Here is a 22,781-nt window from a genome sequence, read left to right as displayed (position 1 = left end):
CGTCAGTACGGTCCGCAGCACGGGCAAGACAGTCAGCAGCACGGGCAAGGTGGTCGCCGCATGACCGCCGTGACCGCCACCGCGAACGCCAATTCCCTGGACGGCCGGTCCAGTTGGCGCGAGCGCCTCACCCGCCGCCCCGCCCTCCTCAAACTCACCGCCCTCGTCCTCCTCGCCGCCGTCCTCATCCCCCTCGCCCACTCCCGCTGGGCAAGCGGAACCTGGCCGGCCGCACTCACCGTGGACCTCGCCGAACCCCTCGGCAAGGTCAGCGACTGGATCATCGACAACCGCGACGGCCACCCCCTCTTCCTCTACTTCTTCGGCCACATCTCCAACGCGGTCGTCCTCTCGGTGCGAGCCGTCTACCTGGTTCTGCTCGCCCTCGGCTGGGCCGGCACCACCGCCCTGGCAGCCCTCGTCGCCTGGCGCGCCGCCGGCGTGAAGCTGGCCGCCGGCACCGTCGCCGCCCTCGCCACCTGCGGGCTCCTCGGCATGTGGGTGCCGACCATGCAGACCCTGGCCCTGATGGCCGTCGCCGTCGGCGCCTCCGTCGTCCTCGGTGCGCTCCTCGGCCTCGCCGCGGGCCTCTCGGACCGCACGTTCCGCATCCTGCGCCCGGTCCTGGACACCATGCAGGTGCTCCCGGCCTTCGCGTACCTGCTGCCCGTGGTCCTGATCTTCGGCATCGGCGTCCCGGCGGCCGTCCTGGCGACGGTCGTCTACGCCGCCCCGCCGATGGCCCGCCTCACGGCCCTCGGACTGCGCGGCGCCGACAAGGGCGTACTCGAAGCGGTCGAGTCCCTGGGTGCCACAGCGCCCCAGCGCCTCCTCACCGCCCGCCTGCCGCTGGCCCGCAAGCAGCTCCTGCTCGGCCTCAACCAGACGATCATGATGGCCCTCTCGATGGCCGTCATCGCCTCCGTCATCGGTGCCGCGGGGCTCGGTGACCGCGTCTACCAGGCGCTCGCCTCCGTCGACGTCGGCCAGGCGCTGGCAGCCGGTCTGCCCATCGTGCTGATCGCGATCGTCCTCGACCGCGTCACCGCCGCCGCCGGCGCGGGCGACCGCGAGCCGAACCGTTCCTGGCTCCCCGCCGCCCTCGGCGCACTCGCCGTAGCGGCCGTCGCCGTCGCCACCCGCCTCACGGACGCCCTCCTGTGGCCCTCCTCCTGGTCCATCGAGATCGCCCCCACCGTCAACAAGGCCGTCGCCTGGATGACCGACCACCTCTACTCCGGCGTCCCCGTCATCGGCGGCACCGCGGACTGGGCCGGTCACTTCACCACCTTCATCCTCGACCCGGTCCGCTCCGGCCTCCAGAGCCTGCCCTGGTACGCCGTACTCCTCCTGGTCGCCGCCCTCGCCTGGCTGATCGGCACCTGGAAGTCGGCCCTCACGGCCACCCTCGCCATGGCCGCCATCGGTGTGCTCGGCGTCTGGAAGCCGTCCATGGACACGCTCTCCCAGGTCCTCGCGGCCGTCGCGCTCACCCTCGTCCTCGGCTTCGCGATCGCCGTCGGCGCCGCCCGCAGCACCCGCCTGGAGCGCGTCCTGCGCCCGGTCCTCGACGTGATGCAGACGATGCCGCAATTCGTCTACCTCATCCCCGTCGTCGCCCTCTTCGGCGTCGGCCGCGCCCCGGCCGCGGCGGCAGCCGTGGTCTACGCCCTCCCCGCCGTCGTCCGCATCACCACCCAGGGCCTCCAGCAGGTCAGCCCGGCCGCCCTCGAATCGGCCCGCTCCCTCGGTGCCACCAGCGGTCAGCAACTCCGCCAGGTCCAACTCCCGCTGGCCAGGCCCTCCCTGCTGCTCGCCGTCAACCAGGGCGTCGTCCTGGTCCTCGCCGTCGTCATCATCGGCGGCCTGGTCGGCGGTGGCGCCCTCGGTTACGACGTCGTCTTCGGCCTCGCCCAGGGCGACCTGGCCACCGGTCTCGTCGCAGGTGCCGCGATCGTCTGCCTCGGCCTGATGCTCGACCGTGTTACGCAGCCCTCGCAGGCCGCCCGCAAGGAGGACGCGTGAACATCTCCCGCCGTACGGCACTCAAGTCCGCCACCGCACTCGGCGCGAGCGCCCTGCTCCTCACCGGACTCACCGGCTGCGGGGCGGCCGACATGACCCAGCAGGCCTCCCCGTACGCCAACGCCGAGGGCGCGAAGACCGTCACCCTCTCCGTCCAGTCCTGGGTCGGCGCCCAGGCGGACGTGGCCGTCGCCAAGATCATCCTGGAGCGCGAACTCGGCTACCGCGTCGACACCATCCAGGTCGACGAGGTCCCCGCCTGGGACGCGCTCAGCCAGGGCCGGGTCGACATGATCATGGAGGACTGGGGCCACCCCGACCAGGAGAAGCTCTACGTCGACGACAAGAAGACCATCGTCCCCGCGGGCGAGGTCGGCGTCATCGGCCACATCGGCTGGTTCGTCCCCAAGTACTTCGCCGACAAGCACCCGGACGTCACCGACTGGCGCAACCTCAACAAGTACGCCGACGAGTTCAAGACCCCCGAGAGCGGCGGCAAGGGCCAACTCCTGGACGGCTCCCCGTCCTACGTCACCAACGACAAGGCCCTCGTCAACAACCTCAAACTGGACTACCAGGTCGTCTTCTCCGGCTCCGAAGCCGCCCAGATCACCCAGATCCAGCGCTTCGCCAAGGAGAAGAAGCCCTTCCTCACCTACTGGTACAAGCCCCAGTGGCTGTTCGAGCAGGTCCCCATGGTCGAGGTCAAACTTCCCAAGTACTCCGACGAGTGCGCGGCCAAGGCCCCCGAGGCCATCGACTGCGAGTACCCCACCACCCCCCTGATGAAGTTCATGAACGCCAAGTTCGCCAAGAAGGGCGGCAAGGCGGCCACCTTCCTCAAGAACTTCAACTGGAACGCCGACCAGCAGAACAAGGTCTCCCTGATGATCGCCGACCAGAAACTCTCCCCCGAAGCGGCCGCCGAGAAGTGGGTCGCGGACAACGAGAAGACCTGGAAGGCGTGGCTGCCCAAGTAGGCGCTCGCCCTCACCGACTCCGCACCAACGCGCCGGGCCCGACGGAACGAACCACTCCGTCGGGCCCGGCGCGGTCGTGCACACGAGGGCTTCGCACCACCAACCCGAGCCCCGGCAGTGGGCGTGGCCCGACCTCACTGGCCCGCACGTCACCGAGGCTCCGGTCCGCGCCACCGCCACGCGCTGGGCCACTCGCGTACGGCTGACGGGGGTCAGGCGGCTGCGGCCAGCTCGCACCACACGTACTTGCCGCCGTCGCCGCTGCTGGTCAGCGGATGCCAGCCCCAGCCGTCGGCGCAGCTCCGCACGAGGGCGAGCCCCCGGCCCTCCTCGGCGTCCTCCGTCGCGGTGCGGAGTGGGGGAGCGGGCGGGGTCGGGTCGGCGTCCCAGGCGCCGATGCGCAGGATGTCTCCGGTACATCGGACCCGGAGTGCGGCGGGGCCCTTGGTGTGGCGTACGGCGTTGCTGATCAGCTCGGTGGCGAGGAGTTCCGCCAGGTCCGCGAGGTGGGCGAGGCCGTGCAGGGTGAGGATCAGGCGGAGGGTGCGGCGGCTGACGGTGACGGCGCGGGGGTCGTGGGGGATGTACAGGGCGTACTCCCAGGTGTGGTCGGGGGCAGGGTTGGGCTCGATTCGCAGCATGGTCAACTCCGGTTTTTGGAAAATGAGTTGGACTGCGCGGCGGTCCGTTGGGCGGTGGCATTGGCGTCCCCGTCATGGCATGACGGGACGGTGCACTTCCGGAATCCCTGGACTCACTGCGTGTGCGACGCGTCACTGACGGTAGATACTAAATTTAGTATGGCGCAACCCATTGCCGTAATCTTGCACCCGAATCGGTGACAACTTCCGTACGGGTGAGAAGGGTTGAGGATGCCGCGCAAGCAGCCAACGGCTCGGCAGGAACGGGTGGGGCGCGAGCTCCGCAGGTTGCGTGAGGCGGCCGACCTGACCGCACGCGAGGCTGCGGGGCTACTGGGTTCGAGCTCGGTGATGATGAGCCAGATCGAGTCGGGGGTCGCGGGTGTGAGCGAGGCCCGCGTGCGGAGACTGGCTGCTCATTACTCCTGTGCGGACGCGGAGTTGATCGATGCGCTCGCGGTCATGGCGACGGACCGCACGCGCGGCTGGTGGGAGGAGTATCGCGGCGTACTGCCGGTGGCGTTCCTCGACCTGTCGGAGCTTGAGCACCACGCCCGCTTCATCCGGGAGGTGGGTACCGACCACGTACCGGGGCTGCTTCAGTCGGAGGACTACGCGCGAGCGGTCTTCACGTACTGGCGTCCCGAGCTGCCGAGCAGTGAACTGGAGCCGCGGGTGGCGCACCGTATGCGCCGTGCAGCGCTCCTCGATCGTGCGGAGCCGATGCCGTATGAAGCGGTGCTGCACGAGTCGGTGCTGCGTACGCGCGTCGCGGACAGGCGTGTTGCCCGGGCTCAACTCGACCGAATTCTCGTGCACTCGGTGAAGCCCGATGTGACGGTCCGCGTCATCCCCTTCGACGTGGACAACTTCGCCGGAGCGGGCACGACGATGATGTATGCAGGTGGTTCCGTACCTGCGCTGGACACCGTGCACATGGACACCGTGAGCGGTGGGGTCTGCGTGGATTCCGTCGCGCAGCTCCGGTTGTTGCGGTCGATCTTCGAGAAGGTGACGTCCGCCGCGCTCGATCCCAGCCGGTCGCGGGACTACATCCATCGTCTGGCGAAGGAAATCTGAGACATGACCCAGTGGCAGAAGTCCTCCTACTCCAACGGCTCGGACGGCGGTTCGTGCGTGGAAATAGCCCCCGAGGGGCACGCCCTCCTCCTCCGCGAGAGCGACGAGCCCGCCCAGGTCCTCGCCACGACCGGATCCGCCCTCGCCGCACTCCTGCGTCAGGTGCGCGCCGACGCCGGCTGAGCCTCCTCGCGCGAGTCTCACGCGACGGAACGTGCGACGCGGAACCCCACGTCGTCGACCCGGAACGTCGGGTGGCTGCGGCGGCGTGCAGAGGCCCGGCAGCTCCAGTGTTCGTCGAACCAGCCGCCGCCGCGCAGTACCCGGTAGCTGCCGTAGACCTCGGCGTCGTAGACGTCCCAGCACCAGTCCCAGACGTTGCCGAGCATGTCGTGGGCGCCCCATGCGTTGGGGAGTTTGCCGCCCACGGGGTGGACGCGCTCCTGCGAGTTGTCGCGGTACCAGGCGATCTCGTCGAGGGGCGCGTACTGCGGCCCGGCCGTACCGGCGCGGCACGCGTACTCCCACTCGGCCTCGGTCGGCAGCCGGTACCCGTCGGCGGAGGTGTCCCACTCGACGCCGTCGTCGTCGGCGCCCACGTGGTACGCGGGCGTCAACCCGGCATCCCGGGAAAGGGAGTTGCAGAACCGTACGGCGTCCCACCACGAGACGCTCTCCACGGGCAGCCGGTCTCCCCCGGCGGCGCTCGGCCGCTCACCGGTGACCTCGGCGTACCACGCCTGGGTGACCGGCACCGCCCCGATCCGGTAGGCCGCGAGCTCGACGGACCAACTGCGCTGCGTCCGCCGGTCCGACAGCGTCACCTGCCCCGGCGGTACGGCGATCATCTCGTCGCCCGTCATTACGTCCATGATCAAGGCACTCTAGCGAGGGCCGGCGGGGTGAGTGCGGAGGTGCGGCTCGCGCACTTCCGCAGCCACCGGAGCTTCCGCACTTGGTCAGTGGGAGCCCGCCACGTAGTGCCCCGGGACCATGCGGGTGGAGACGGCGAAGCGGTTCCAGACGTTGATGGTGTTGATGGCGGCGATCAGGTGGGCCAGCTCGACCTCGTCGAATTGCTTGGCGGCCTTCTCGTACGTCTCGTCGGGGACGAAGCCGTCGGTCAGCACGGTGATGGCCTCGGCGAGCTCGATCGCCGCGATCTCCTTCGCCGTGTAGAAGTGCTGCGACTCCTCCCAGGCGGACAGCTGAATGATCCGCTCCACGCTCTCGCCCGCCGCGAGTGCGTCCTTGGTGTGCATGTCCAGGCAGAACGCGCAGTGGTTGAGCTGCGAGGCGCGGATCTTGACCAGTTCGGCGATCACCGGGTCGAGGTGCTTCCGGGTGGCCTTCTCCAGCTGGAGCATCGCCTTGAAGACCTCGGGGGCGTGCTCGGACCAGTTCATCCGGGGGGTGTGCTCGGGGACGGTGGTGGCGGGGGTGTTCTCGTTGGTCGTCATGACATTGACGCTACGGGGGTGAAGGACCAGCGGTATGGTCCATTCCCGTGACGGATTCCTGGGCCAATTTCAAGGCCGAAGTCGGCGCCGACCTGCACCTGGACCTCCACGGGACCGGTGCGGAACCAGGGAGTGAGGCAGGGGTTCGGGCAGGGACGGGGGCGGGAGCACGGGCACGGTCCGGCCTGCGTACCGGTCTGCGTGACGCCCTGCGCGAGGCCGTCCGCACCGGCCGCCTCGCTCCCGGGACCCGGCTGCCCTCCTCCCGTACCCTCGCCGCCGACCTGGGCATCGCCCGTAACACGGTCGCCGACGCCTACGCGGAACTCGTCGCGGAGGGCTGGCTCACCGCCCGCCAGGGCTCGGGGACCCGGGTGGCCGACCGGGCCGCCGCCGTCACCCGCAAACCCGGAAAGCCCGCGCACCCCGCCCGCCGCCCGGCCACCCGCCCCGCACTCAGCCTCTTCCCGGGCACCCCGGAGCTCTCCTCCTTTCCGTGCCCCGAATGGCTCAAGGCCTACCGGAAGGCGCTCACCGCCGCCCCGTACGAGGCCTTCGGGTACAGCGACCCGCGCGGCCGGCCCGAGCTGCGCGGCGTCCTCGCCGAGTACCTGGCGCGGGCGCGCGGCGTGCACGCCGACCCGGAGCGCATCGTCATCCGGTCCGGTTACGTCAGCGCGCTGACCTTCCTGGCCCGTGCCCTCCGCGCCCGTACCCCGGCGGCCAGGGCCGTCGCCGTCGAGTCGTACGGGCTGGACCACCACTGGGAGTGCTTCCGGTCGGCCGGACTGCGGATTCCGCCGCTCGGGCTCGACGAACTGGGCGCCAGGGTCGGGGAGTTGGACGGGATGGCCGGTGTGGGGGCGGTCCTGTTGACGGCCGCGCACCAGTTCCCGACCGGGGCGGCCCTGCACCCGGACCGGCGCAGCGCCGTCGTCGACTGGGCGCGGCGGACGGGCGGGGTGGTGCTGGAGGACGACTACGACGGCGAGTTCCGGTACGACAGGCAGCCGGTCGGCGCGCTCCAGGGGCTGGACCCGGAGCGGGTCGTCTACCTCGGGACGGCCAGCAAGAGTCTGGCCCCGGGGCTGCGGCTGTCGTGGGCGGTGCTGCCGGAGGAACTGGTGGGGATGCTCTCGCCGCACGAGGGCACCTCCAGTGCGCTGGAGCAGCTGGCGCTCGCGGAGTTCATCGACTCGGGGGCGTACGACCGTCATGTACGGGCGGTACGGCTGCGCTACCGCCGCCGGCGCGACGACCTGATGGCCGCCCTCGCCGCACACGCCCCGCAGGTGAAGGTCACCGGCATCGCCGCCGGACTGCACGCCATCCTCGAACTCCCGCCGGGCACCGAGCGGTCGGTGATACGCGCCGCCCACTGGCAGGGCCTCGCGGTCGAGGGCCTCTCCCGCTACCGTCACCCGGACGCGCCGGGCGAGGGCAGGGACGGCCTGATGGTCGGGTACGCGACGCCGACGGACAGCGCGTGGGCGCCGACGCTGCGGGCGCTGATCCGGTCGCTGTCGTAAGGGGCGGGGGGCCCCGGACGTGGGCCGGCCCCCCGCCCCGTACGCCTTCGTACGGAACAGGGGGCCGGAGAAGCGGACACGCCGTGTCCGGACCAGGGCCTCAGCTCCTGGGCTAGGGCCTCAGTGACTCCCGGGCCAGCAGTCTCCCGCTCCGGCTGGCGGCCAGCAGCCGTCGTACGGCGGCCGACGTGGCGGCCAGGATCAGCCGTCGGCCTCCGCGCCGCCAGGCCAGCAGCGCGTTGAGGAAGCCGGAGTCGCAGAAGGTGACCCGGGACGCGTCGACCACCAGACGGGTGTGTCCGAACGCGGCCGCCGAGGCGAGCATCGCGCTCAGCGGGGCCGCCGAGAAGTGGTCGATCTCACCCTGGACGGCGACCTTGAGGGTGGTGCCCTCGGCGCGGCAGGAAGCGATCACGGGCGGCGACTGGTGCGACTGCGGCGTTTTCGGGAACTGCGGCGTTTTCGAGAACTGCGGACGTGCGGTGCCACGGCCCGGCAGGGCGCGACAGGTGCGGAACGAGATCGGGATCGACGTCGGCAGTATGTGAGAGGGGCCTGCGGTGGTGTTCACGCCGTCTGCAACGAGCCCCGGCCCGCTCGGGCACTGCCCGTGCCGAGGGATCACCCGGCCGCGCGAACCCGCGCGGCCCGGGGGAGAGCAGAAGCCCCGGCCGGACGGGGGAGGCCGGCCGGGGCGGTATGGGGAGGCGGGGTGAAACTCCCGCGCATAGATGAAGAATAAACCATCCCCTGGGTAAGCGCTCCCTGCGGGCAAATCCACCCACTTGGTACGCGCTCGCCCTTCGGGCTCTCTCCGGAGTTCCTCTGGGCCGGGTGGGCCTCTAGTCTGTCGACGGTCCGGAGTGAGTAAGCAGTGCTAGTACGGGGGAGTGGCCGGCCATGGCAGCGCGACCGCGCAAACTGAGGTCCAGCACAGTGGTGCTCGGCGGCATGGGAATGCTGGCCCTGACGCTGTCCGCCTGCAGCTCCGAACCGGACAGGCGGTGCGTGGACCCGGTCACCCAGGAAGAGCTGCCCACCTACGAGTGCGAAGACGACGACGATGACGGCGGCGGCAGCAGCGGAAGCAGCAGTTCGCACCACGGCGTCTACTACTACGGCGGCAGCTCCTCCAACAAGCGCGTCTCCGGCGGCAGCTTCGACAAGCAGGCGGTCGACCGCGGCGGATTCGGCTGCTCCGGCTCCAGCGGCGGCTGACGCGTTGACGGCCGGCCCGGTGACGGCCGGCTGAACCGACCGGCCAGGCCGAAACAGAACGGGTCCCACGGATCATGAAGCGCCACACCATCGACCCCCGCCCCGACTGGCAGCGGATCGTCGAGGAGCAGGGGGTCATCTACCCGCTGACCCGCTACCCCGACGACTCGCTGCGCCCGTACTGGGACGAGAGCGCGTACTACTCCTTCACGCTGCCCGAGGTCGAGGCGCTCGAAGAGGTCGTCGAGGAACTGCACGGGATGTGCCTGGCGGCAGCCGGGCACATCGTGGCCGAGGACCGTTTCGCGGATCTGGGGATCACCGATCCGAAGCTGGTCAAACTGATCGCCGAGTCATGGCGGCGGCGGGCCGAACTCCCCTCCCTGTACGGCCGGTTCGACCTGCGCTACGACGGCAGCGGCCCGGCGAAGATGTTGGAGTACAACGCCGACACCCCCACCTCGCTGGTCGAGGCGGCCAGCCCGCAGTGGTTCTGGATGGAGGAGCTGTTCCCCGGCGCCGACCAGTGGAACTCACTCCACGAGCGCCTGGTCGACGCCTGGAAGAAGCAGGCCAGGCTGCTCCCGCCGGGCCCGCTGCACTTCGCCCACTCCGACGGTGACGAGCTGGGCGAGGACCTGATGACGGTCGCCTACCTCCGGGAGACCGCCGAGCAGGCCGGGATCCGCACCGAGGCGCTCTCGGTCGAGCAGATCGGCTGGGACCGGCTCTCGCGCCGCTTCGTCGACGAGAAGCTGCGCTTCATCCGCAGCTGCTTCAAGCTCTACCCCTGGGAGTGGCTGGCCACCGACCGCTTCGGCCCGCATGTGCTGTCCACCCTGGACAACGGCGGCGGCACCGGCACCACCTGCTGGATCGAGCCCGCCTGGAAGATGCTCCTCTCCAACAAGGCCCTGCTCGCCATCCTCTGGGAGCTCTACCCCGGCCACCCCAACCTCCTCGCCTCCTACCTCGACGGCCCGCGCGAACTGGCCGCCGACGGCGGTCCCGGTTACGTCGCCAAGCCGCTGCTCGGCCGCGAGGGCGCCGGGGTGACCCTCCACGAGGCGGGTTCCGAGCCGCCCGCCCCCGGTGACGACCCGGTCTGCTACCAGGAGCTGGCCCCGCTGCCCGACTTCGACGGCAACCGCACGGTGCTGGGCGCCTGGGTCGTCGAGGACGAGGCGGCGGGGCTGGGCATCCGGGAATCGTCCGGCCCGGTCACGGACGAGTACGCCCGCTTCCTGCCGCACGTGATCCGCTAGCGACTGCGTGCCGGGTGCGGCAGGTGTGCCGGGTGCGTCTCATGCGCCGGGTACGTCCCGGGCGCCGAGTACGTCGCGGAGCTGCTCCAGACCCCAGTCCAGGTCCTCCTTGCTGATCACCAGCGGCGGGGCGATCCGGATGGTCGACCCGTGGGTGTCCTTCACCAGCACCCCGCGCTCCATGAGCTTCTCCGAGATCTCCCGGCCGGTGCCGAGCGCCGGGTCGATGTCCACGCCCGCCCACAGCCCGCGCCCGCGCACCGCCCGCACCGCGCCCTCGCCGACCAGCAGGTTCAGCTCGTGGTGCAGATGCTCGCCCAGTTCGTCTGCGCGCTGCTGGTACTCGCCGCCGCGCAGCATCGCGATCACTTCGAGCGCGACCGCGCAGGCGAGCGGGTTCCCGCCGAAGGTGGACCCGTGCTCGCCGGGTTTGAACACCCCGAGCACGTCCGCCGACGCGACCACCGCGGACACCGGCACCACCCCGCCGCCGAGCGCCTTGCCCAGGACGTACACATCGGGGACCACGCCCTCGTGCTCGCAGGCGAAGGTCCGGCCGGTGCGGCCGAGCCCGGACTGGATCTCGTCCGCGATGAACAGGACGTTCCGCTCGCGGGTCAGCTCCCGTACGCCGGTGAGGTATCCGGGCGGCGGAACCAGCACCCCCGCCTCACCCTGGATGGGCTCCAGCAGTACGGCGACCGTCTCGTCGGTCATCGCCGCTTCGAGGGCGGCCAGGTCGCCGTACGGGACGATGTCGAAGCCGGGGGTGTAGGGCCCGTAGTCGGCGCGGGCCTCGGGGTCGGTGGAGAAGCTGACGATGGTGGTCGTACGTCCGTGGAAGTTGTCGGACGCGACGATGATGCGGGCCTGCCCGTCCGGCACGCCCTTGACCCGGTAGCCCCACTTGCGGGCGGTCTTCACGGCGGTCTCGACGGCCTCAGCGCCGGTGTTCATCGGCAGCACCATCTCCTTGCCGCACAGCTCGGCGAGCTCCGCGCAGAAGGCGGCGAACCGGTCGTGGTGGAAGGCCCGGGAGGTGAGGGTCACCCGCTCCAGCTGGGCCTTGGCCGCGTCGATCAGCCGGCGGTTGCCGTGGCCGAAGTTGAGGGCCGAGTACCCGGCGAGCATGTCGAGATAGCGACGGCCCTCCACATCGGTCATCCAGGCGCCCTCGGCCTCGGCGACCACCACGGGCAGCGGGTGGTAGTTGTGCGCGCTGTGCGCCTCGGCGGAGGCGAGGGCGGCGGCGGTCGCGGCGGGGGTGGTGGCGCTGTCGGTGGTCGTGACATCCGTGGACACGGGAACTCCGATCGTCGAGAAGCCCGGAAGCCGGGAGGCCGAGAAGCCGGGAGGAGTCCGTCCGGTGGAAGGTGCGGACGGCGCCCCTTTCTATCGTCGGTCACGGGGAAGGCGCGGAAACCTTGCCGCCGGTCGTAGAAGTTCCGCCCATACCGGTCGGGCCCGTACCTCCGTTCGTTCGAAGGATTCGAAGGAGGGGGAGCAGGGGCCGGTGATCAGAGGTCGATGACCGGAGACCGGTGATCGGAGGCCGGTGATCAGAGGTCGATGAGCCGGCCGCGCGGGCCCGGTGGGTCCTGGTCGCCGGAGCCGCCCCGCCGGCCCGCCCGGTGCCGCAGGAACAGTGCCGCAGCCAAGGCCCCCAGCCCGGCCCCCGGCAGCGCCCACCACCAGCCGTCCGGCAGCCGTCCCCCGGTGGCACTCCGGGCGGACGGCGGGCCGCCGGACGTCACCGGCGACGGAGGCGGACTGCCTGCCACCACCGGCTCCCCGTCCTGATCGCTGCGGGCCGGCGGCAGCAGCAGACCGAACTTCGACAGCAGGTCCATCAGCCGCTCGGGCCGGGCCGGCCGGTGCCAGGTCCCGTTGTAGGACAGGGGGACCCGGGGAGCGGTGTGCACCCACGGCTGACTGCCCTCCGCCGCGTACACCCGGTGCAGCATCCACGGGCGCCGCTCGGCGCCCAGCCAGGCGACGTCGATCTGCTGAAGACCCATGACCACCTCCAGCGAGGGCCGCGGACCCTGCCCCGGCTCCGCGGCCACCCCGGGATCGGCCCGTGCCGGGTCGTCCAGCAGTGTCCGCAGCAGCGTGTACTCGGCGGCGGTCGAGTGGAGGGCGGTGGTCCGCCCGGTGGCGGGAGACGTCAGGAGGACGTCGGGCGGGTCGTCCGCCGCCGCGCCCGGGGCCCCCGGGAAGGCGAGCGTGAGTGCCATGAGCATGACCAGCAGTACCGTTCGACCTCGCACGGTTCCCCCAGCGGCCGGCGGGCGACCCCGGCGAAGCGCCGGTCCCGTACCTGAGAGAATGACGTACATGGCCTCTCGACCCCGTGTGCTTTCCGGTATCCAGCCCACCGCAGGCTCGTTCCACCTCGGCAACTACCTCGGCGCGGTGCGCCAGTGGGTGGCCCTCCAGGAGACGCACGACGCCTTCTACATGGTCGTGGACCTGCACGCCATCACCATCCCGCAGGACCCCGCCGAGCTGCGTGCCAACACCCGCCTCGCGGTGGCCCAGCTGCTCGCCGCCGGGCTCGACCCGGACCGCTGCACCCTCTTCGTGCAGAGCCACGTCCCCGAGCACACCCAGCTCGGCTGGGTGATGAACTGCCTCACCGGCTTCGGCGAGGCGTCCCGGATGACCCAGTTCAAGGACAAGTCCGCCAAGCAGGGCTCCGACCGGACGACCGTCGGCCTCTTCACGTACCCCGTCCTCCAGGTCGCCGACATCCTGCTCTACCAGGCCAACCAGGTCCCGGTCGGCGAGGACCAGCGCCAGCACATCGAGCTGACCCGTGACCTCGCCGAGCGCTTCAACAGCCGCCTCGGTGAGACCTTCACCGTCCCGGCGCCGTACATCCTCAAGGAGACGGCGAAGATCTACGACCTCCAGGACCCGTCGATCAAGATGAGCAAGTCGGCCTCCACGCCGAAGGGCCTGATCAACCTCCTGGACGACCCGAAGGTCACCGCCAAGAAGGTCAGGAGCGCGGTCACCGACACCGACACCGTCATCCGGTTCGACCCGGAGAACAAGCCCGGCGTCTCCAATCTGCTCTCCCTCACCTCCACCCTCACCGGCAGGTCCATCGCCGAGCTGGAGGCCGAGTACGAGGGCAAGATGTACGGCGCACTGAAGACCGACCTCGCGCAGATCATGGTCGACTTCGTGACCCCGTTCCGCACCCGCACCCAGCAGTACCTGGACGACCCGGAGACCCTGGACGCGATCCTCGCCAAGGGCGCCGAGAAGGCCCGCGCGGTCGCCGCCGAGACCCTCGCCCAGGCCTACGAGAAGATCGGCTTCCTCCCCGCCAAGCACTGACCGGTCACCGCGGGAACCGCCGGCCGGTCGACGCAAGAGTCACCGGCCGGTCACCGGAACACGTGCGGTGGCGCAGGTCCCACGAGCCCCGGACCTTGGACTCTGGCCCCGAGGGCCCTGCGCGCGCCACACTGCACTTCGACAGCAACACTCACCGACGGAGGAGATGGACGTGGGGACCGTAACGCTCGGCGTTTCGATCGCGGTCCCGGAGCCGTACGGCAGCCTGCTCCAGGAGCGGCGCGCGGCCTTCGGGGACCCTGCCGCTCACGGCATCCCCACCCATGTCACGCTGCTGCCGCCGACCGAGATCGACGCGGACGCGCTGCCCGGGGTGGAGGCCCACCTGGCGGCCCTCGCACGGTCGGTGCGGCCGTTCCCGATGCGGCTCTCCGGCACCGGCACCTTCCGCCCGCTCTCCCCGGTCGTCTTCGTGAAGGTCGTCGAGGGCGCGGCGGCCTGCGCCTGGCTCCAGAAGCGGGTCCGGGACGCGTCGGGCCCGCTGGTGCGCGAGCTCCAGTTCCCGTACCACCCGCACGTCACCGTCGCCCACGGCATCAGCGAGGAGGGCATGGACCGCGCGTACGAGGAACTCTCCACGTACGCCGCCCAGTGGTCCTGCGCCTCCTTCGCCCTCTACGAGCAGGGCCCCGACGGCATCTGGCGCAAACTCCGCGACTACGCCTTCGGCGGCGCCACCGAGGGCGGCGTACCCCCGCAGGGGATGCCGCAGGGCACCCCCGCCCTGCACTAGCGGCACGGGGAGCACCGGCGGTACGGGGCGGAGCGCCCGACCGGGGGCGGAATACCGGCACTCAGACCGGCAGCCGCCTGAACAACGGCCGCGGCACGTGCCGCAGCGCCGACATCACCGCGCGCAGCGCCCCCGGCACCCACACCACCTCGGCCCGCCGCCGCAGCCCCGCCTCGATCGCCTCGGCGACCGCCTCCGGGGTGGTGGCGAGGGGGGACTCCTCCCGGCCCTCGGTCATCTTCGTCCGTACGAATCCGGGCCTGACCACCATCACGTGCACCCCGGTGCCGTGCAGCGCGTCGCCCAGGCCCTGGGTGAAGGCGTCCAGGCCGGCCTTGCTGGAGCCGTAGATGAAGTCCGCCCGCCGGGCCCGCTCACCGGCCACCGACGACAGCACCACCAGCGACCCGTGCCCCTGCCCCTGGAGGGCGTTCGCGCACACCAGACCCGCCGAGACGGCGCCGGTGTAGTTGGTCTGGGCGACCCGTACCGCCGCCATCGGGTCGGCCTCGTCGCGGGCCTGGTCGCCGAGCAGCCCGAAGGCGACCAGCACCATGTCGATGTCGCCCTCGGTGAAGACCTTGCCGAGCACCTCCTCGTGCGCACCGCTGTCGAGTGCGTCGAAGGCGACCGTGCGGACCTCCGCGCCGAGGTCGCGCAGCTGGGCGGCCGCCGCGTCCAGGGCGGGCGAGGGGCGGCCCGCCAGCCACACCGTGCGGGTGCGGCGGGCGACCAGGCGGCGGGCGGTGGCGAGAGCGATCTCGGACGTACCGCCGAGGACGAGCAGGGACTGCGGGGTGCCGAAGGCGTCCTTCATGACAATGCTCCTGGGTGAGGGGGGTTGGACACGGGCTCTTACAGGCCGAGACGGCGCGACAGATCCGAGGTGAAGACCCCGCGCGGGTCCAACTCGGCCCGCAGTGCACGGAATTGGTCCAGGCGCGGGTACATCGCGGCCAGCGTTTTTGGCCGCACCCGGGAGTCCTTGGCCAGGTTGAGGCGGCCCCCGGCGGCGAGCACCTCCCCGTCGAGTTCGTCGAGGAAGGCGCCCAGGCGCGGCAGGCGCGCCGGGATGTCCAGGGCCAGCGACCAGCCGGGCACCGGGAAGGACAGCCACCCCGGGTCGCTGTCGCCGAACCGCTTCAGCACCGCGAGGAAGGACGGGCAGCCGCGCCGCGAGATCCGCCCCACGATCCGCCGCAGCGCCTCCTCCTGCCCGAACGGCACCACGAACTGGTACTGGACGAAACCGCTGCGCCCGTAGATCCGGTTCCAGTGCGGGACCCCGTCCAGCGGGTGGAAGAAGGCCGGGAGCTTCTGGAGTTCGCCCACCCGGGAGCGCGGCGCCAGCCGGTACCAGAGCTCGTTGAAGAGCCCCACCGACCGCCTGCCGAGGAGTCCTTCGGGTACGAAGGCGGGCGCGGACGGCAGTTGCCCCGGGCGGAAGACCAGGGGGTGGCGGCGGGCCCGGGGCGGCAGCACGTCGAGGGGGGCGTGGTCGCCACGGGTCAGTACCGCGCGGCCCAGCGCGGCGCCCCTGGCGAGCAGGTCGATCCAGGCGACCGAGTAGCGGTAGAGGTGGTCGGTCTCGGTGAGGCGGGTCATCAGGTCGTCGAGGTCGGTGGCCCGTTCGGTGTCCACCGACATCAACGAGGTCTCGACGGGAAGGAGTTGGAGGGTCGCCGACAGGATGACGCCGGTCAGCCCCATGCCGCCCGCCGTCGCGTCGAACAGCTCGGTGCCGGGCAGGACGGTCCGTACCTCCCCGTCCGCGCACAGCAGATCCAGGGCGCGCACATGACGGGTGAAGCCGCCCGAGACATGGTGGTTCCTGCCGTGGATGTCGGCGCCGATCGCCCCGCCGACGGTGACGTACCTCGTCCCGGGCGTCACCGGCACGAACCAGCCCAGCGGCAGCAGTACCTCCATCAGACGGTGCAGGCTCACCCCCGCGTCGCACACCACGGTCCCGGCCCCGGCGTCGACGGTGCGGATGCGGTCCAGAGCGGTCATGTCGAGGACCGAGCCGCCCGCGTTCTGGGCGGCATCCCCGTACGCCCGGCCCAGCCCCCGGGCGATACCGCCGCGCGCCCCGCAGCCGCGTACCGCCGCTGCCGCCTCCTCGTAACTGCGGGGGCGGACCACCATCGCGGTGGTCGGGGCGGTGCGGCCCCAGCCGGTCACGGAGCGGAAGGGGTCGGCGGCGAGGGCGTCGTGTTCGGGCACGGAAGTCCCGGGCGCGGGGGTCGCGGGCACGGAGGTCTCAGGCATGGGCGCGACGGTATCGCTGAAAGTGCGCTGCTTTGCTGAGATATGTGCCGTTTCGGCGGAACAGGTCCCCAACTCCCGCACCCTCGGCCCTGGCGTGGCGACCCGCCCGCGAATCCGGGGTACACGCACGCTGGTTTTCCGTACACACCGGCAGGCAGGTAGACAAAGAGCATGGACTGGCTGAAATCACTCCCACTCATCGGGCCGCTCGTCACGCGCCTGATGGGGACGCACGCCTGGCGCGCGTACGAGACCCTCGACCGGGCGAAATGGAGCAGGCTCGCCGCCGCCATCACCTTCATCAGCTTCCTGGCGCTCTTCCCGCTGATCACGGTGGCCGCCGCGGTCGCCGCCGCCTTCCTCAGCACGAGCCAGATCGGCAGCATCAAGAGTCAGCTCGCCGAGCAGGTCCCCGGCATCTCCGACCAGATCGACATCGACAAACTGATCGACAACGCGGGCACCGTCGGCCTCGTCGCCGGCGCCCTGCTGCTCTTCACCGGGATCGGGTGGGTCGGCTCGATAAGGGAATGCCTGCGTACCGTATGGCAGTTGGACGACGCCGACGAGGGCAACCCGATCCTCCGCAAGGGCAAGGACGCCCTGGTCCTGCTCGGCCTCGGCGGCACCGGCCTCGCCTCGATGCTCGCCTCCACCGTCGGCTCCACGGCGGTCGGCTGGCTGGCCCGTACCCTCGACATCGCCGAATCCGGCGCCGGCGGCGTACTGCTGCGTGTCGCCGCCCTGCTGGTCGCCGTCGCCGCCGACTTCCTGCTCCTGCTGTACGTTCTGACGCTGCTCCCGGGCGTTCACCCCGAGCGGCACCGCCTCATCACCGCGGCCCTGATCGGCGCGGTCGGCTTCGAACTCCTCAAGATGCTGCTCGGCGGCTATATGAGCGGCGTCGCCTCCAAGAGCATGTACGGGGCCTTCGGCGTCCCCGTGGCCCTGCTCCTGTGGATCAACTTCACGGCCAAACTGATGCTGTGCTGCGCCGCCTGGACGGCGGCGCCACACGCGTCGAAGGGCGCCTCGCCGGAATCCTCCGCGGACTCCGGAGCGGTCAGCGGCGCGGAAGGCGGCGGGTCAACGCAGGCACCGGCCACCTCCGGTTGACCAGGAACACCGCACCCGCCAGGAACACCAGCGCCCCGCCCGCGATCGCCAGCGCGATCCCGGCCCCGCTGGAACCCTCCTCGGCGGCCGCCAGCTTCACCGGCGCGGCGCTCTTCTTCGCGGCCGGCGGAGCGTTCTTGCCGGAGCTGGTGTCCACCGAACGCGGCGCGACCAGCTCACCCACCGGCTTCACCTTCCCGGAAGCCGCGAAGCCCCAGTCGAAGAGCCGGGCGGTCTCCTTGTAGACCGCCTGGCTCTCGTCCGACTCCGGGTTCATGACCGTCACCAGCAGGACCCGCTCGCCGCGCTGGGCGACACCGGTGAAGGTGGCGCCGGCGTGGGTGGTGTTGCCGTTCTTCACGCCCGCGACACCGGGGTACGGGGTGACCCCGTTCTCGCCGGTCAGCAGCCGGTTGGTGCTCTGGATCTCGAAGGAGTCCCGCTTGCCGCCGGGCAGCGCCTCACCGGGGAACTGGGCGCGCACGGTGGCCGCGTACTCCCGGAAGTCCTTCTTCTGCATGCCCGAGCGGGCGATCAGCGTCAGGTCGTACGCGCTGCTGACCTGGTTGGGGGCGTCGTACCCGTCGGGCGACACCACCTGGGTGTCCACGGCCTGGAGCTCGCGTGCGTGCGCGTTCATGTCGCCGACCGTCTTGGTCAGGCCGCCGTTCATGGCCGTCAACACGTGCACGGCGTCATTGCCCGATTTGAGGAACACCCCGAGCCACAGGTCATGGACCTTGTACGACAGGTTCTCCTTGACGCCCACCGAACTGCTGCCCTCGCCCATCCCCTCCAGGTCCTTCGGCTGCACCTTGTAGACCTGGTCCTTGGGCAGCCGGGGCAGCACCGTGTCCGCGAACAGCATCTTCAGCGTGGACGCCGGGGCGAGCCGCCAGTGCGCGTTGTGCGACGCCAGCACCTCACCGCTCTCCGCGTCCGCCACGATCCACGAACGCCCCGACAGCTCCTTGGGCAGCACCGGGACTCCCGGGGCCAGATTCACTTGGGTACCCGGCTTCCCGAGCCGGTCCCCGCCCACCGCCGACATCGAAGCGGGCGGCTTCGGCTTGTCGTCCGACTCCGGCCCCTTTCCGTCGGCATGGGCGACGGGCACGGCGACGCACACGGGCAGCAGCAGGGCAGCGGAGGCGACCGCTACGGCGGTCCTTTTCACGGCAGGCACGGACGTGAACGTACAGGGCCCGACTGTGCTTCCGGTCACCGAGTCGCTGACCCGCCGCGACAGCCGCTGATACAGCCCAAACCCATCCACCCCACCGGCCCCTTCCCCACCCGACACACCGTCAGATCCGCGGCCCCCGTCGGCTCCGGCGCCGTCGTCCCCGCCACCGTCCCCCCGCCGGGCCCGGCTCCCGGACGGCGGCGATACTGAGCCCATGAAGCTCAACCGCACTCTGTCCTGGTTCCTGCTCGCGTTCGGCGTGTGGAGCTGGGTCATCTGGATCACTTTCATCAAGAACTTGACGAAGGACGGGAGCGGGCTCGCCTTCGATGACGCCGGCGATCCGACCCCCTACTTCTGGGTCCACCTGCTGCTCGCCGTGACGTCCTTTCTCCTGGGGACGGGCATCGGCCTCATCGGGTTCCGTTCGGTGCGGACGTTGCGTCGGGAACAGGCCGAGGAGCGACGGGTCTGACCGGAACGTGCCGTTCCTGACCTTGGTGGAGCTCCGGCCGGTGGCCGGGACCCGGGGCCGGGCGGGCGGAGGGGACCTCGTACCTTGAGGGTTCTGGCTGGTCGGGGTCGTCGGGGTCGAGGGGAGGGGATCCGTGGTGGCGGTCGTCGTGGTGGTCGTGGTCTGTGTGCTCGCGCTTCTGGGAGTCGTGCACTGGTACGTCTGGAAGCGGCTGGTCCGGGACACCACCGGGCCGGGGGCCCGTGGACGTCGGACACGCCGGGCCGGGGCGGTGGCCGTCGTGGTGCTGCCGCTGGTGTCCCTGGGAGCGGTGACCTCGGGCCGCGTGGGTGCCCCCTTCTGGCTGCAACAGGTGCTGGCCTGGCCCGGATTCCTCTGGCTCGCCGTACTCCTCTACCTCACCCTCTCCCTGCTGGCAGCCGAGGCACTGCGCCCCCTGCTCAGCCGATGGCTCCGGAGACGCGACGCCACGGCCGGTAACACCGTCACCCCGGACACCCTCATCCCGGACGCCCTCACCCCGGACCCCGCCGCACCGTCCGACCTCCCTGGTAGCAGCCCGCTTGGGCGGCGGGGCCGTCCCCCGGAGGCGGAACGGGCGGGCAAGGGGGCGGCCCCCGACGGAGTCGCCACCCTCACTCCCGACCCACCCACACCCCCGACCCCCACCCCAACACCCCCCGCCACCCCCACCCTCACCCGCCGCCTCCTCATCTCCCGCACCCTCGCCACCGCCGCCACCGCCGCCGCCCTGGCCACCGTCGGATACGGCACCCACAACGTCCTCCGCGGCCCCAGCGTCAAACGCGTGACCGTCCCCCTCGCCCGCCTCCCCCGGTCCGCCCACGGATTCCGCATCGCCGTGGTGAGCGACATCCACCTCGGCCCCCTCCTCGGCCGCGCCCACACCCAGCGCATCGTCGACGCCATCAACTCCACCCAGCCCGACCTGATCGCGGTCGTCGGCGACATGGTCGACGGGAGCGTGGCCGACCTCGGCCGCGCCGCCGAGCCGCTCGCCCAACTCCGCGCCCCGCACGGCAACTTCTTCGTGACCGGCAATCACGAGTACTACGCGGGCGCCGCCCCCTGGCTGGCCCACGTCCGTGAGCTGGGGCTGCGTCCGCTGGAGAACGCCCGCGTCGAGATCCCCGGCTTCGACCTGGCGGGGGTCAATGACGTGGGCGGCGAGGCGTTCGGCCAGGGCCCGGACTTCGCCGCCGCGCTGGGAGACCGTGACCGCTCCCGTGCCACGGTGCTGCTCGCGCACCAGCCGGTGCAGATCCACCAGGCCGTACGGCACGGCGTCGATCTCCAGCTCTCCGGGCACACCCACGGCGGCCAGCTGTGGCCGGGAAACCTCATCGCGGAGCTGGCCAACCCGACCGTGGCGGGGCTGGAGCAGTACGGCGACACACAGCTCTACGTCTCGCGCGGCGCGGGCGCCTGGGGCCCGCCGGTGCGGGTCGGGGCGCCGTCCGACATCACCGTCGTACAGCTGGCATCGCGGAAGGCTTGATTCCGCGCAAAGCGGTCGCTGGCCCTCCCCTTTCACAGGGGCCACATCAGCAATTTGACCCTTCCTCAGCCCCACTGTGTGTGCTTAGGTGAACACATTGTGGGGAGGGCGTGCAGTGCTTCCGTCCTGCCCTGGGGGTGGGTATTGCGAGGAGAGCGCACATGCCGTCGAAGGGGTCCATTCGCCTGCGGATCATCGTCACCGCGGCCGTCGTGGCCGCCGCCGCGGTCGGGGGACTGCAGTTGCTGCCGTCGGACGACGACGAGGTGGCGCCGATCAGGGTGGGAACGACGGACCGGGTGACGTCGCTCGACCCGGCCTACGCGTACGACGCGGGTTCCTGGGCGATCTTCAGCAATGTGTATCAGTCGCTGCTGACCCTGAAGTCGGGCATTCCGACACCGATTCCGGACGCTGCCAAGAGCTGCGGCTTCGTCGGGAAGAAGCTGGTGACGTACCAGTGCGAGCTGAACGACAACGTGGTCTTCTCCAACGGCGGCAAGGTCACCGCCGAGGACGTCAAGTTCAGCTTCGACCGGATCCTGCGCAACAAGATGACGGTCGGTCCGCGCTCGCTCTTCGCCTCGCTGAAGTCGGTCCAGGTCAGCGGCAACAAGATCACCTTCAATCTGCTGTCCGGTGACGCCACCTTCCCGCTCAAGATCGCCTCGGGGGCCGGCGCGATCGTCGACCGTTCGAAGTACCCGGCGGCGGGCGAGCGCACGGACGGCGGGGTCGACGGCTCCGGGCCGTATGTGATGGCCGCTTTCTCGAAGGAGCAGGTGGCCAGTCTCAGGCCCAACCCGCGCTACCGGGGGGCCGTGCAGAAGGCCGGTCAGCCGGTCGATGTGCGGTACTACAAGAAGGCCGACGACCTCCTGGCGGCCTGGGAGGGCGAGGAAGTCGACGTCACGCACCGGAAGCTGCCGCCGAAGACGCTCTCGGAGCTCAAGGTCGGCGACCCGAACGTCCGGATCAGCGAGGTCCAGGCGTCCGAGACCCGCAACACCGTCTTCAATGTGCGCAAGAGCTCGCCGTTCGCCAACGCCGAGGTGCGCCGGGCCGCCGCGTACCTCATCGACCGGCCGAAGCTGGTCAGGGACGTCTACTACAACACCGTCGAGCCGCTCTACGACGCCATCCCCAAGGGCATCATCGGCCACAGCACTCCCTTCTTCGACGTCTCCACCAAGGTCGACCCGGTGAAGGCGAAGCAGGAGCTGACCGAGGCGGGCGTCCAGCTCCCGGTGAGGTTCACCCTCGGGTACTTCATCAACGGGGCCTCCCAGGCCGAGGCGAAGGAGCTCAAGAAGCAGCTGGAGTCCGGCGGCCTCTTCTCCGTCGAGCTGGTGGAGAAGGAGGTCTGGGAGGAGTTCCAGCAGGACTACAAGGAAGGCAAGTTCGACGCGTACAACGTCGGCTGGGTCGCCGACTTCCCCGACCCGGACAACTACAGCCAGCCCCTCGTCGGCAAGGACAACAGCAACGCCAACGCGTACGCGAACCCGGAGGTCGACCGGCTGATCGTCAAGACGCAGGGCACCGCGATACGCAGCGACGCGATCGACGACTTCAAGGCGATGCAGCGGATCGTCGCGCGGGACGTCCCGCTGGCCCCCCTGTGGCAGAGCAAGGACTACGTCCTGACCAGCGGCCGCTTCGGCGGCGTGGAGTACCTCTCGGACGGCACGGGCGTGTGGCGCCTGTGGGAGCTCAAGCGACTCTGAGGGCATGGCATGGCACGGCACGGCACGGCACGGCACGGCACGGCACGGCCAGCACGGCACAGTGCGCGGCGCGCGGTGGGAGAGTCCAAGTGCCGTACGGGTGGGGTCCATTGACCTTCCGGGGTGGCGCTGGTTCCTTCGGGGCAACCGCCTGCGTCACCCCTGCCGCCCCTGCCGCCCTCGCCGT

General features: G+C 70.9%; 22 protein-coding genes. 13 read left to right on the top strand and 9 right to left on the bottom strand.

Annotated elements, in window-relative coordinates:
- Nucleotides 1-60: 60 nt before the first annotated feature.
- Both ACIA73_RS07620 and ACIA73_RS07615 read left to right on the top strand, forming a co-directional pair.
- On the top strand, nucleotides 61-2,025 hold the full coding sequence (locus tag ACIA73_RS07620) for an ABC transporter permease (RefSeq protein WP_399437361.1): 1,965 nt from the start codon (nucleotides 61-63) through the stop codon (nucleotides 2,023-2,025).
- Complete coding sequence (locus tag ACIA73_RS07615; RefSeq protein ID WP_399437359.1) at nucleotides 2,022-3,005, top strand: ABC transporter substrate-binding protein; 984 nt, start codon at nucleotides 2,022-2,024, stop codon at nucleotides 3,003-3,005. Before ACIA73_RS07620 ends, ACIA73_RS07615 begins: the two co-directional genes overlap by 4 nt.
- Nucleotides 3,006-3,217: 212 nt before the next feature.
- Here ACIA73_RS07615 and ACIA73_RS07610 read toward each other — a convergent pair whose 3' ends face one another.
- Nucleotides 3,218-3,646, bottom strand: a complete 429-nt coding sequence (locus ACIA73_RS07610) for an ATP-binding protein (protein WP_399437358.1) — start codon at nucleotides 3,644-3,646, stop codon at nucleotides 3,218-3,220.
- Nucleotides 3,647-3,877: 231 nt separating this feature from the next.
- Between ACIA73_RS07610 and ACIA73_RS07605 the strand changes: the two genes are divergently transcribed.
- Together ACIA73_RS07605 and ACIA73_RS07600 are read left to right on the top strand one after the other, a co-directional pair.
- Nucleotides 3,878-4,726, top strand: a complete 849-nt coding sequence (locus ACIA73_RS07605) for a helix-turn-helix domain-containing protein (RefSeq protein WP_399437357.1) — start codon at nucleotides 3,878-3,880, stop codon at nucleotides 4,724-4,726.
- A 3-nt stretch (nucleotides 4,727-4,729) separates the two neighbouring features.
- The gene (locus tag ACIA73_RS07600) at nucleotides 4,730-4,909 is read left to right on the top strand and encodes a DUF397 domain-containing protein (protein WP_399437356.1); all 180 of its coding nucleotides are present in this window, start codon (nucleotides 4,730-4,732) and stop codon (nucleotides 4,907-4,909) included.
- Nucleotides 4,910-4,926: 17 nt separating this feature from the next.
- Here ACIA73_RS07600 and ACIA73_RS07595 read toward each other — a convergent pair whose 3' ends face one another.
- Complete coding sequence (locus ACIA73_RS07595; RefSeq protein ID WP_399437355.1) at nucleotides 4,927-5,598, bottom strand: formylglycine-generating enzyme family protein; 672 nt, start codon at nucleotides 5,596-5,598, stop codon at nucleotides 4,927-4,929.
- An 87-nt stretch (nucleotides 5,599-5,685) separates the two neighbouring features.
- A complete protein-coding gene (locus ACIA73_RS07590) occupies nucleotides 5,686-6,186 on the bottom strand; it encodes a carboxymuconolactone decarboxylase family protein (protein WP_399437354.1) in 501 nt (166 codons plus the stop codon).
- Nucleotides 6,187-6,233: 47 nt separating this feature from the next.
- Here ACIA73_RS07590 and ACIA73_RS07585 point away from each other — a divergent pair, with 47 nt between their 5' ends.
- The gene (locus ACIA73_RS07585; RefSeq protein WP_399437352.1) at nucleotides 6,234-7,715 is read left to right on the top strand and encodes a PLP-dependent aminotransferase family protein; all 1,482 of its coding nucleotides are present in this window, start codon (nucleotides 6,234-6,236) and stop codon (nucleotides 7,713-7,715) included.
- 112 nt (nucleotides 7,716-7,827) lie between these two features.
- Here the strand turns inward: ACIA73_RS07585 and ACIA73_RS07580 are convergent, their stop codons facing one another.
- Nucleotides 7,828-8,286: an STAS domain-containing protein gene (locus tag ACIA73_RS07580; protein ID WP_399437351.1), complete on the bottom strand. Its 459-nt coding sequence runs from the start codon at nucleotides 8,284-8,286 to the stop codon at nucleotides 7,828-7,830.
- Between the two features lie 329 nt (nucleotides 8,287-8,615).
- Here ACIA73_RS07580 and ACIA73_RS07575 point away from each other — a divergent pair, with 329 nt between their 5' ends.
- The gene (locus ACIA73_RS07575) at nucleotides 8,616-8,933 is read left to right on the top strand and encodes a hypothetical protein (RefSeq protein WP_399437350.1); all 318 of its coding nucleotides are present in this window, start codon (nucleotides 8,616-8,618) and stop codon (nucleotides 8,931-8,933) included.
- A 74-nt stretch (nucleotides 8,934-9,007) separates the two neighbouring features.
- Nucleotides 9,008-10,198, top strand: a complete 1,191-nt coding sequence (locus ACIA73_RS07570) for a glutathionylspermidine synthase family protein (protein ID WP_399437349.1) — start codon at nucleotides 9,008-9,010, stop codon at nucleotides 10,196-10,198.
- A 39-nt stretch (nucleotides 10,199-10,237) separates the two neighbouring features.
- On the opposite strand, the gene rocD is transcribed toward ACIA73_RS07570, so the two are convergent.
- Nucleotides 10,238-11,500, bottom strand: a complete 1,263-nt coding sequence (gene rocD, locus ACIA73_RS07565; RefSeq protein WP_399437348.1) for an ornithine--oxo-acid transaminase — start codon at nucleotides 11,498-11,500, stop codon at nucleotides 10,238-10,240.
- Nucleotides 11,501-11,757: 257 nt separating this feature from the next.
- Nucleotides 11,758-12,441, bottom strand: a complete 684-nt coding sequence (locus tag ACIA73_RS07560; protein ID WP_399437347.1) for a hypothetical protein — start codon at nucleotides 12,439-12,441, stop codon at nucleotides 11,758-11,760.
- A gap of 94 nt (nucleotides 12,442-12,535) precedes the next feature.
- Here ACIA73_RS07560 and trpS point away from each other — a divergent pair, with 94 nt between their 5' ends.
- Both trpS and ACIA73_RS07550 read left to right on the top strand, forming a co-directional pair.
- Nucleotides 12,536-13,546 (top strand): tryptophan--tRNA ligase, encoded by a 1,011-nt coding sequence (gene trpS / locus ACIA73_RS07555; RefSeq protein WP_399437346.1) that lies wholly within the window; start codon nucleotides 12,536-12,538, stop codon nucleotides 13,544-13,546.
- A gap of 172 nt (nucleotides 13,547-13,718) precedes the next feature.
- A complete protein-coding gene (locus ACIA73_RS07550) occupies nucleotides 13,719-14,300 on the top strand; it encodes a 2'-5' RNA ligase family protein (protein ID WP_399437345.1) in 582 nt (193 codons plus the stop codon).
- Nucleotides 14,301-14,361: 61 nt separating this feature from the next.
- On the opposite strand, the gene ACIA73_RS07545 is transcribed toward ACIA73_RS07550, so the two are convergent.
- Together ACIA73_RS07545 and ACIA73_RS07540 are read right to left on the bottom strand one after the other, a co-directional pair.
- Entirely contained in the window at nucleotides 14,362-15,117 is a 756-nt protein-coding gene (locus ACIA73_RS07545) for a decaprenylphospho-beta-D-erythro-pentofuranosid-2-ulose 2-reductase (protein WP_399437344.1), read from the bottom strand.
- Nucleotides 15,118-15,155: 38 nt separating this feature from the next.
- Entirely contained in the window at nucleotides 15,156-16,571 is a 1,416-nt protein-coding gene (locus tag ACIA73_RS07540; RefSeq protein ID WP_399437343.1) for an FAD-binding protein, read from the bottom strand.
- Between the two features lie 171 nt (nucleotides 16,572-16,742).
- Here ACIA73_RS07540 and ACIA73_RS07535 point away from each other — a divergent pair, with 171 nt between their 5' ends.
- Entirely contained in the window at nucleotides 16,743-17,687 is a 945-nt protein-coding gene (locus tag ACIA73_RS07535; protein WP_399437342.1) for a YihY/virulence factor BrkB family protein, read from the top strand.
- Here ACIA73_RS07535 and ACIA73_RS07530 read toward each other — a convergent pair.
- Nucleotides 17,635-18,873 (bottom strand): D-alanyl-D-alanine carboxypeptidase family protein, encoded by a 1,239-nt coding sequence (locus tag ACIA73_RS07530; RefSeq protein WP_399437341.1) that lies wholly within the window; start codon nucleotides 18,871-18,873, stop codon nucleotides 17,635-17,637. The two genes, ACIA73_RS07535 and ACIA73_RS07530, sit on opposite strands and share 53 nt — an antisense overlap.
- 214 nt (nucleotides 18,874-19,087) lie before the next feature.
- Here ACIA73_RS07530 and ACIA73_RS07525 point away from each other — a divergent pair, with 214 nt between their 5' ends.
- The 3 genes from ACIA73_RS07525 to ACIA73_RS07515 all read left to right on the top strand — a co-directional run bounded on the left by ACIA73_RS07525 (nucleotide 19,088) and on the right by ACIA73_RS07515 (nucleotide 22,594).
- On the top strand, nucleotides 19,088-19,348 hold the full coding sequence (locus tag ACIA73_RS07525) for an SCO4848 family membrane protein (RefSeq protein ID WP_399437340.1): 261 nt from the start codon (nucleotides 19,088-19,090) through the stop codon (nucleotides 19,346-19,348).
- A 133-nt stretch (nucleotides 19,349-19,481) separates the two neighbouring features.
- Entirely contained in the window at nucleotides 19,482-20,867 is a 1,386-nt protein-coding gene (locus ACIA73_RS07520) for a metallophosphoesterase (RefSeq protein ID WP_399437339.1), read from the top strand.
- A 161-nt stretch (nucleotides 20,868-21,028) separates the two neighbouring features.
- The gene (locus ACIA73_RS07515) at nucleotides 21,029-22,594 is read left to right on the top strand and encodes an ABC transporter substrate-binding protein (RefSeq protein ID WP_399437338.1); all 1,566 of its coding nucleotides are present in this window, start codon (nucleotides 21,029-21,031) and stop codon (nucleotides 22,592-22,594) included.
- Nucleotides 22,595-22,781 lie beyond the last annotated feature (187 nt).

Origin of the sequence: Streptomyces sp. NPDC051561, assembly GCF_044454195.1 — a bacterium.
In the GTDB taxonomy this organism is placed as follows: domain Bacteria; phylum Actinomycetota; class Actinomycetes; order Streptomycetales; family Streptomycetaceae; genus Streptomyces.
This window is presented reverse-complemented; position numbering and strand designations above follow the sequence as displayed.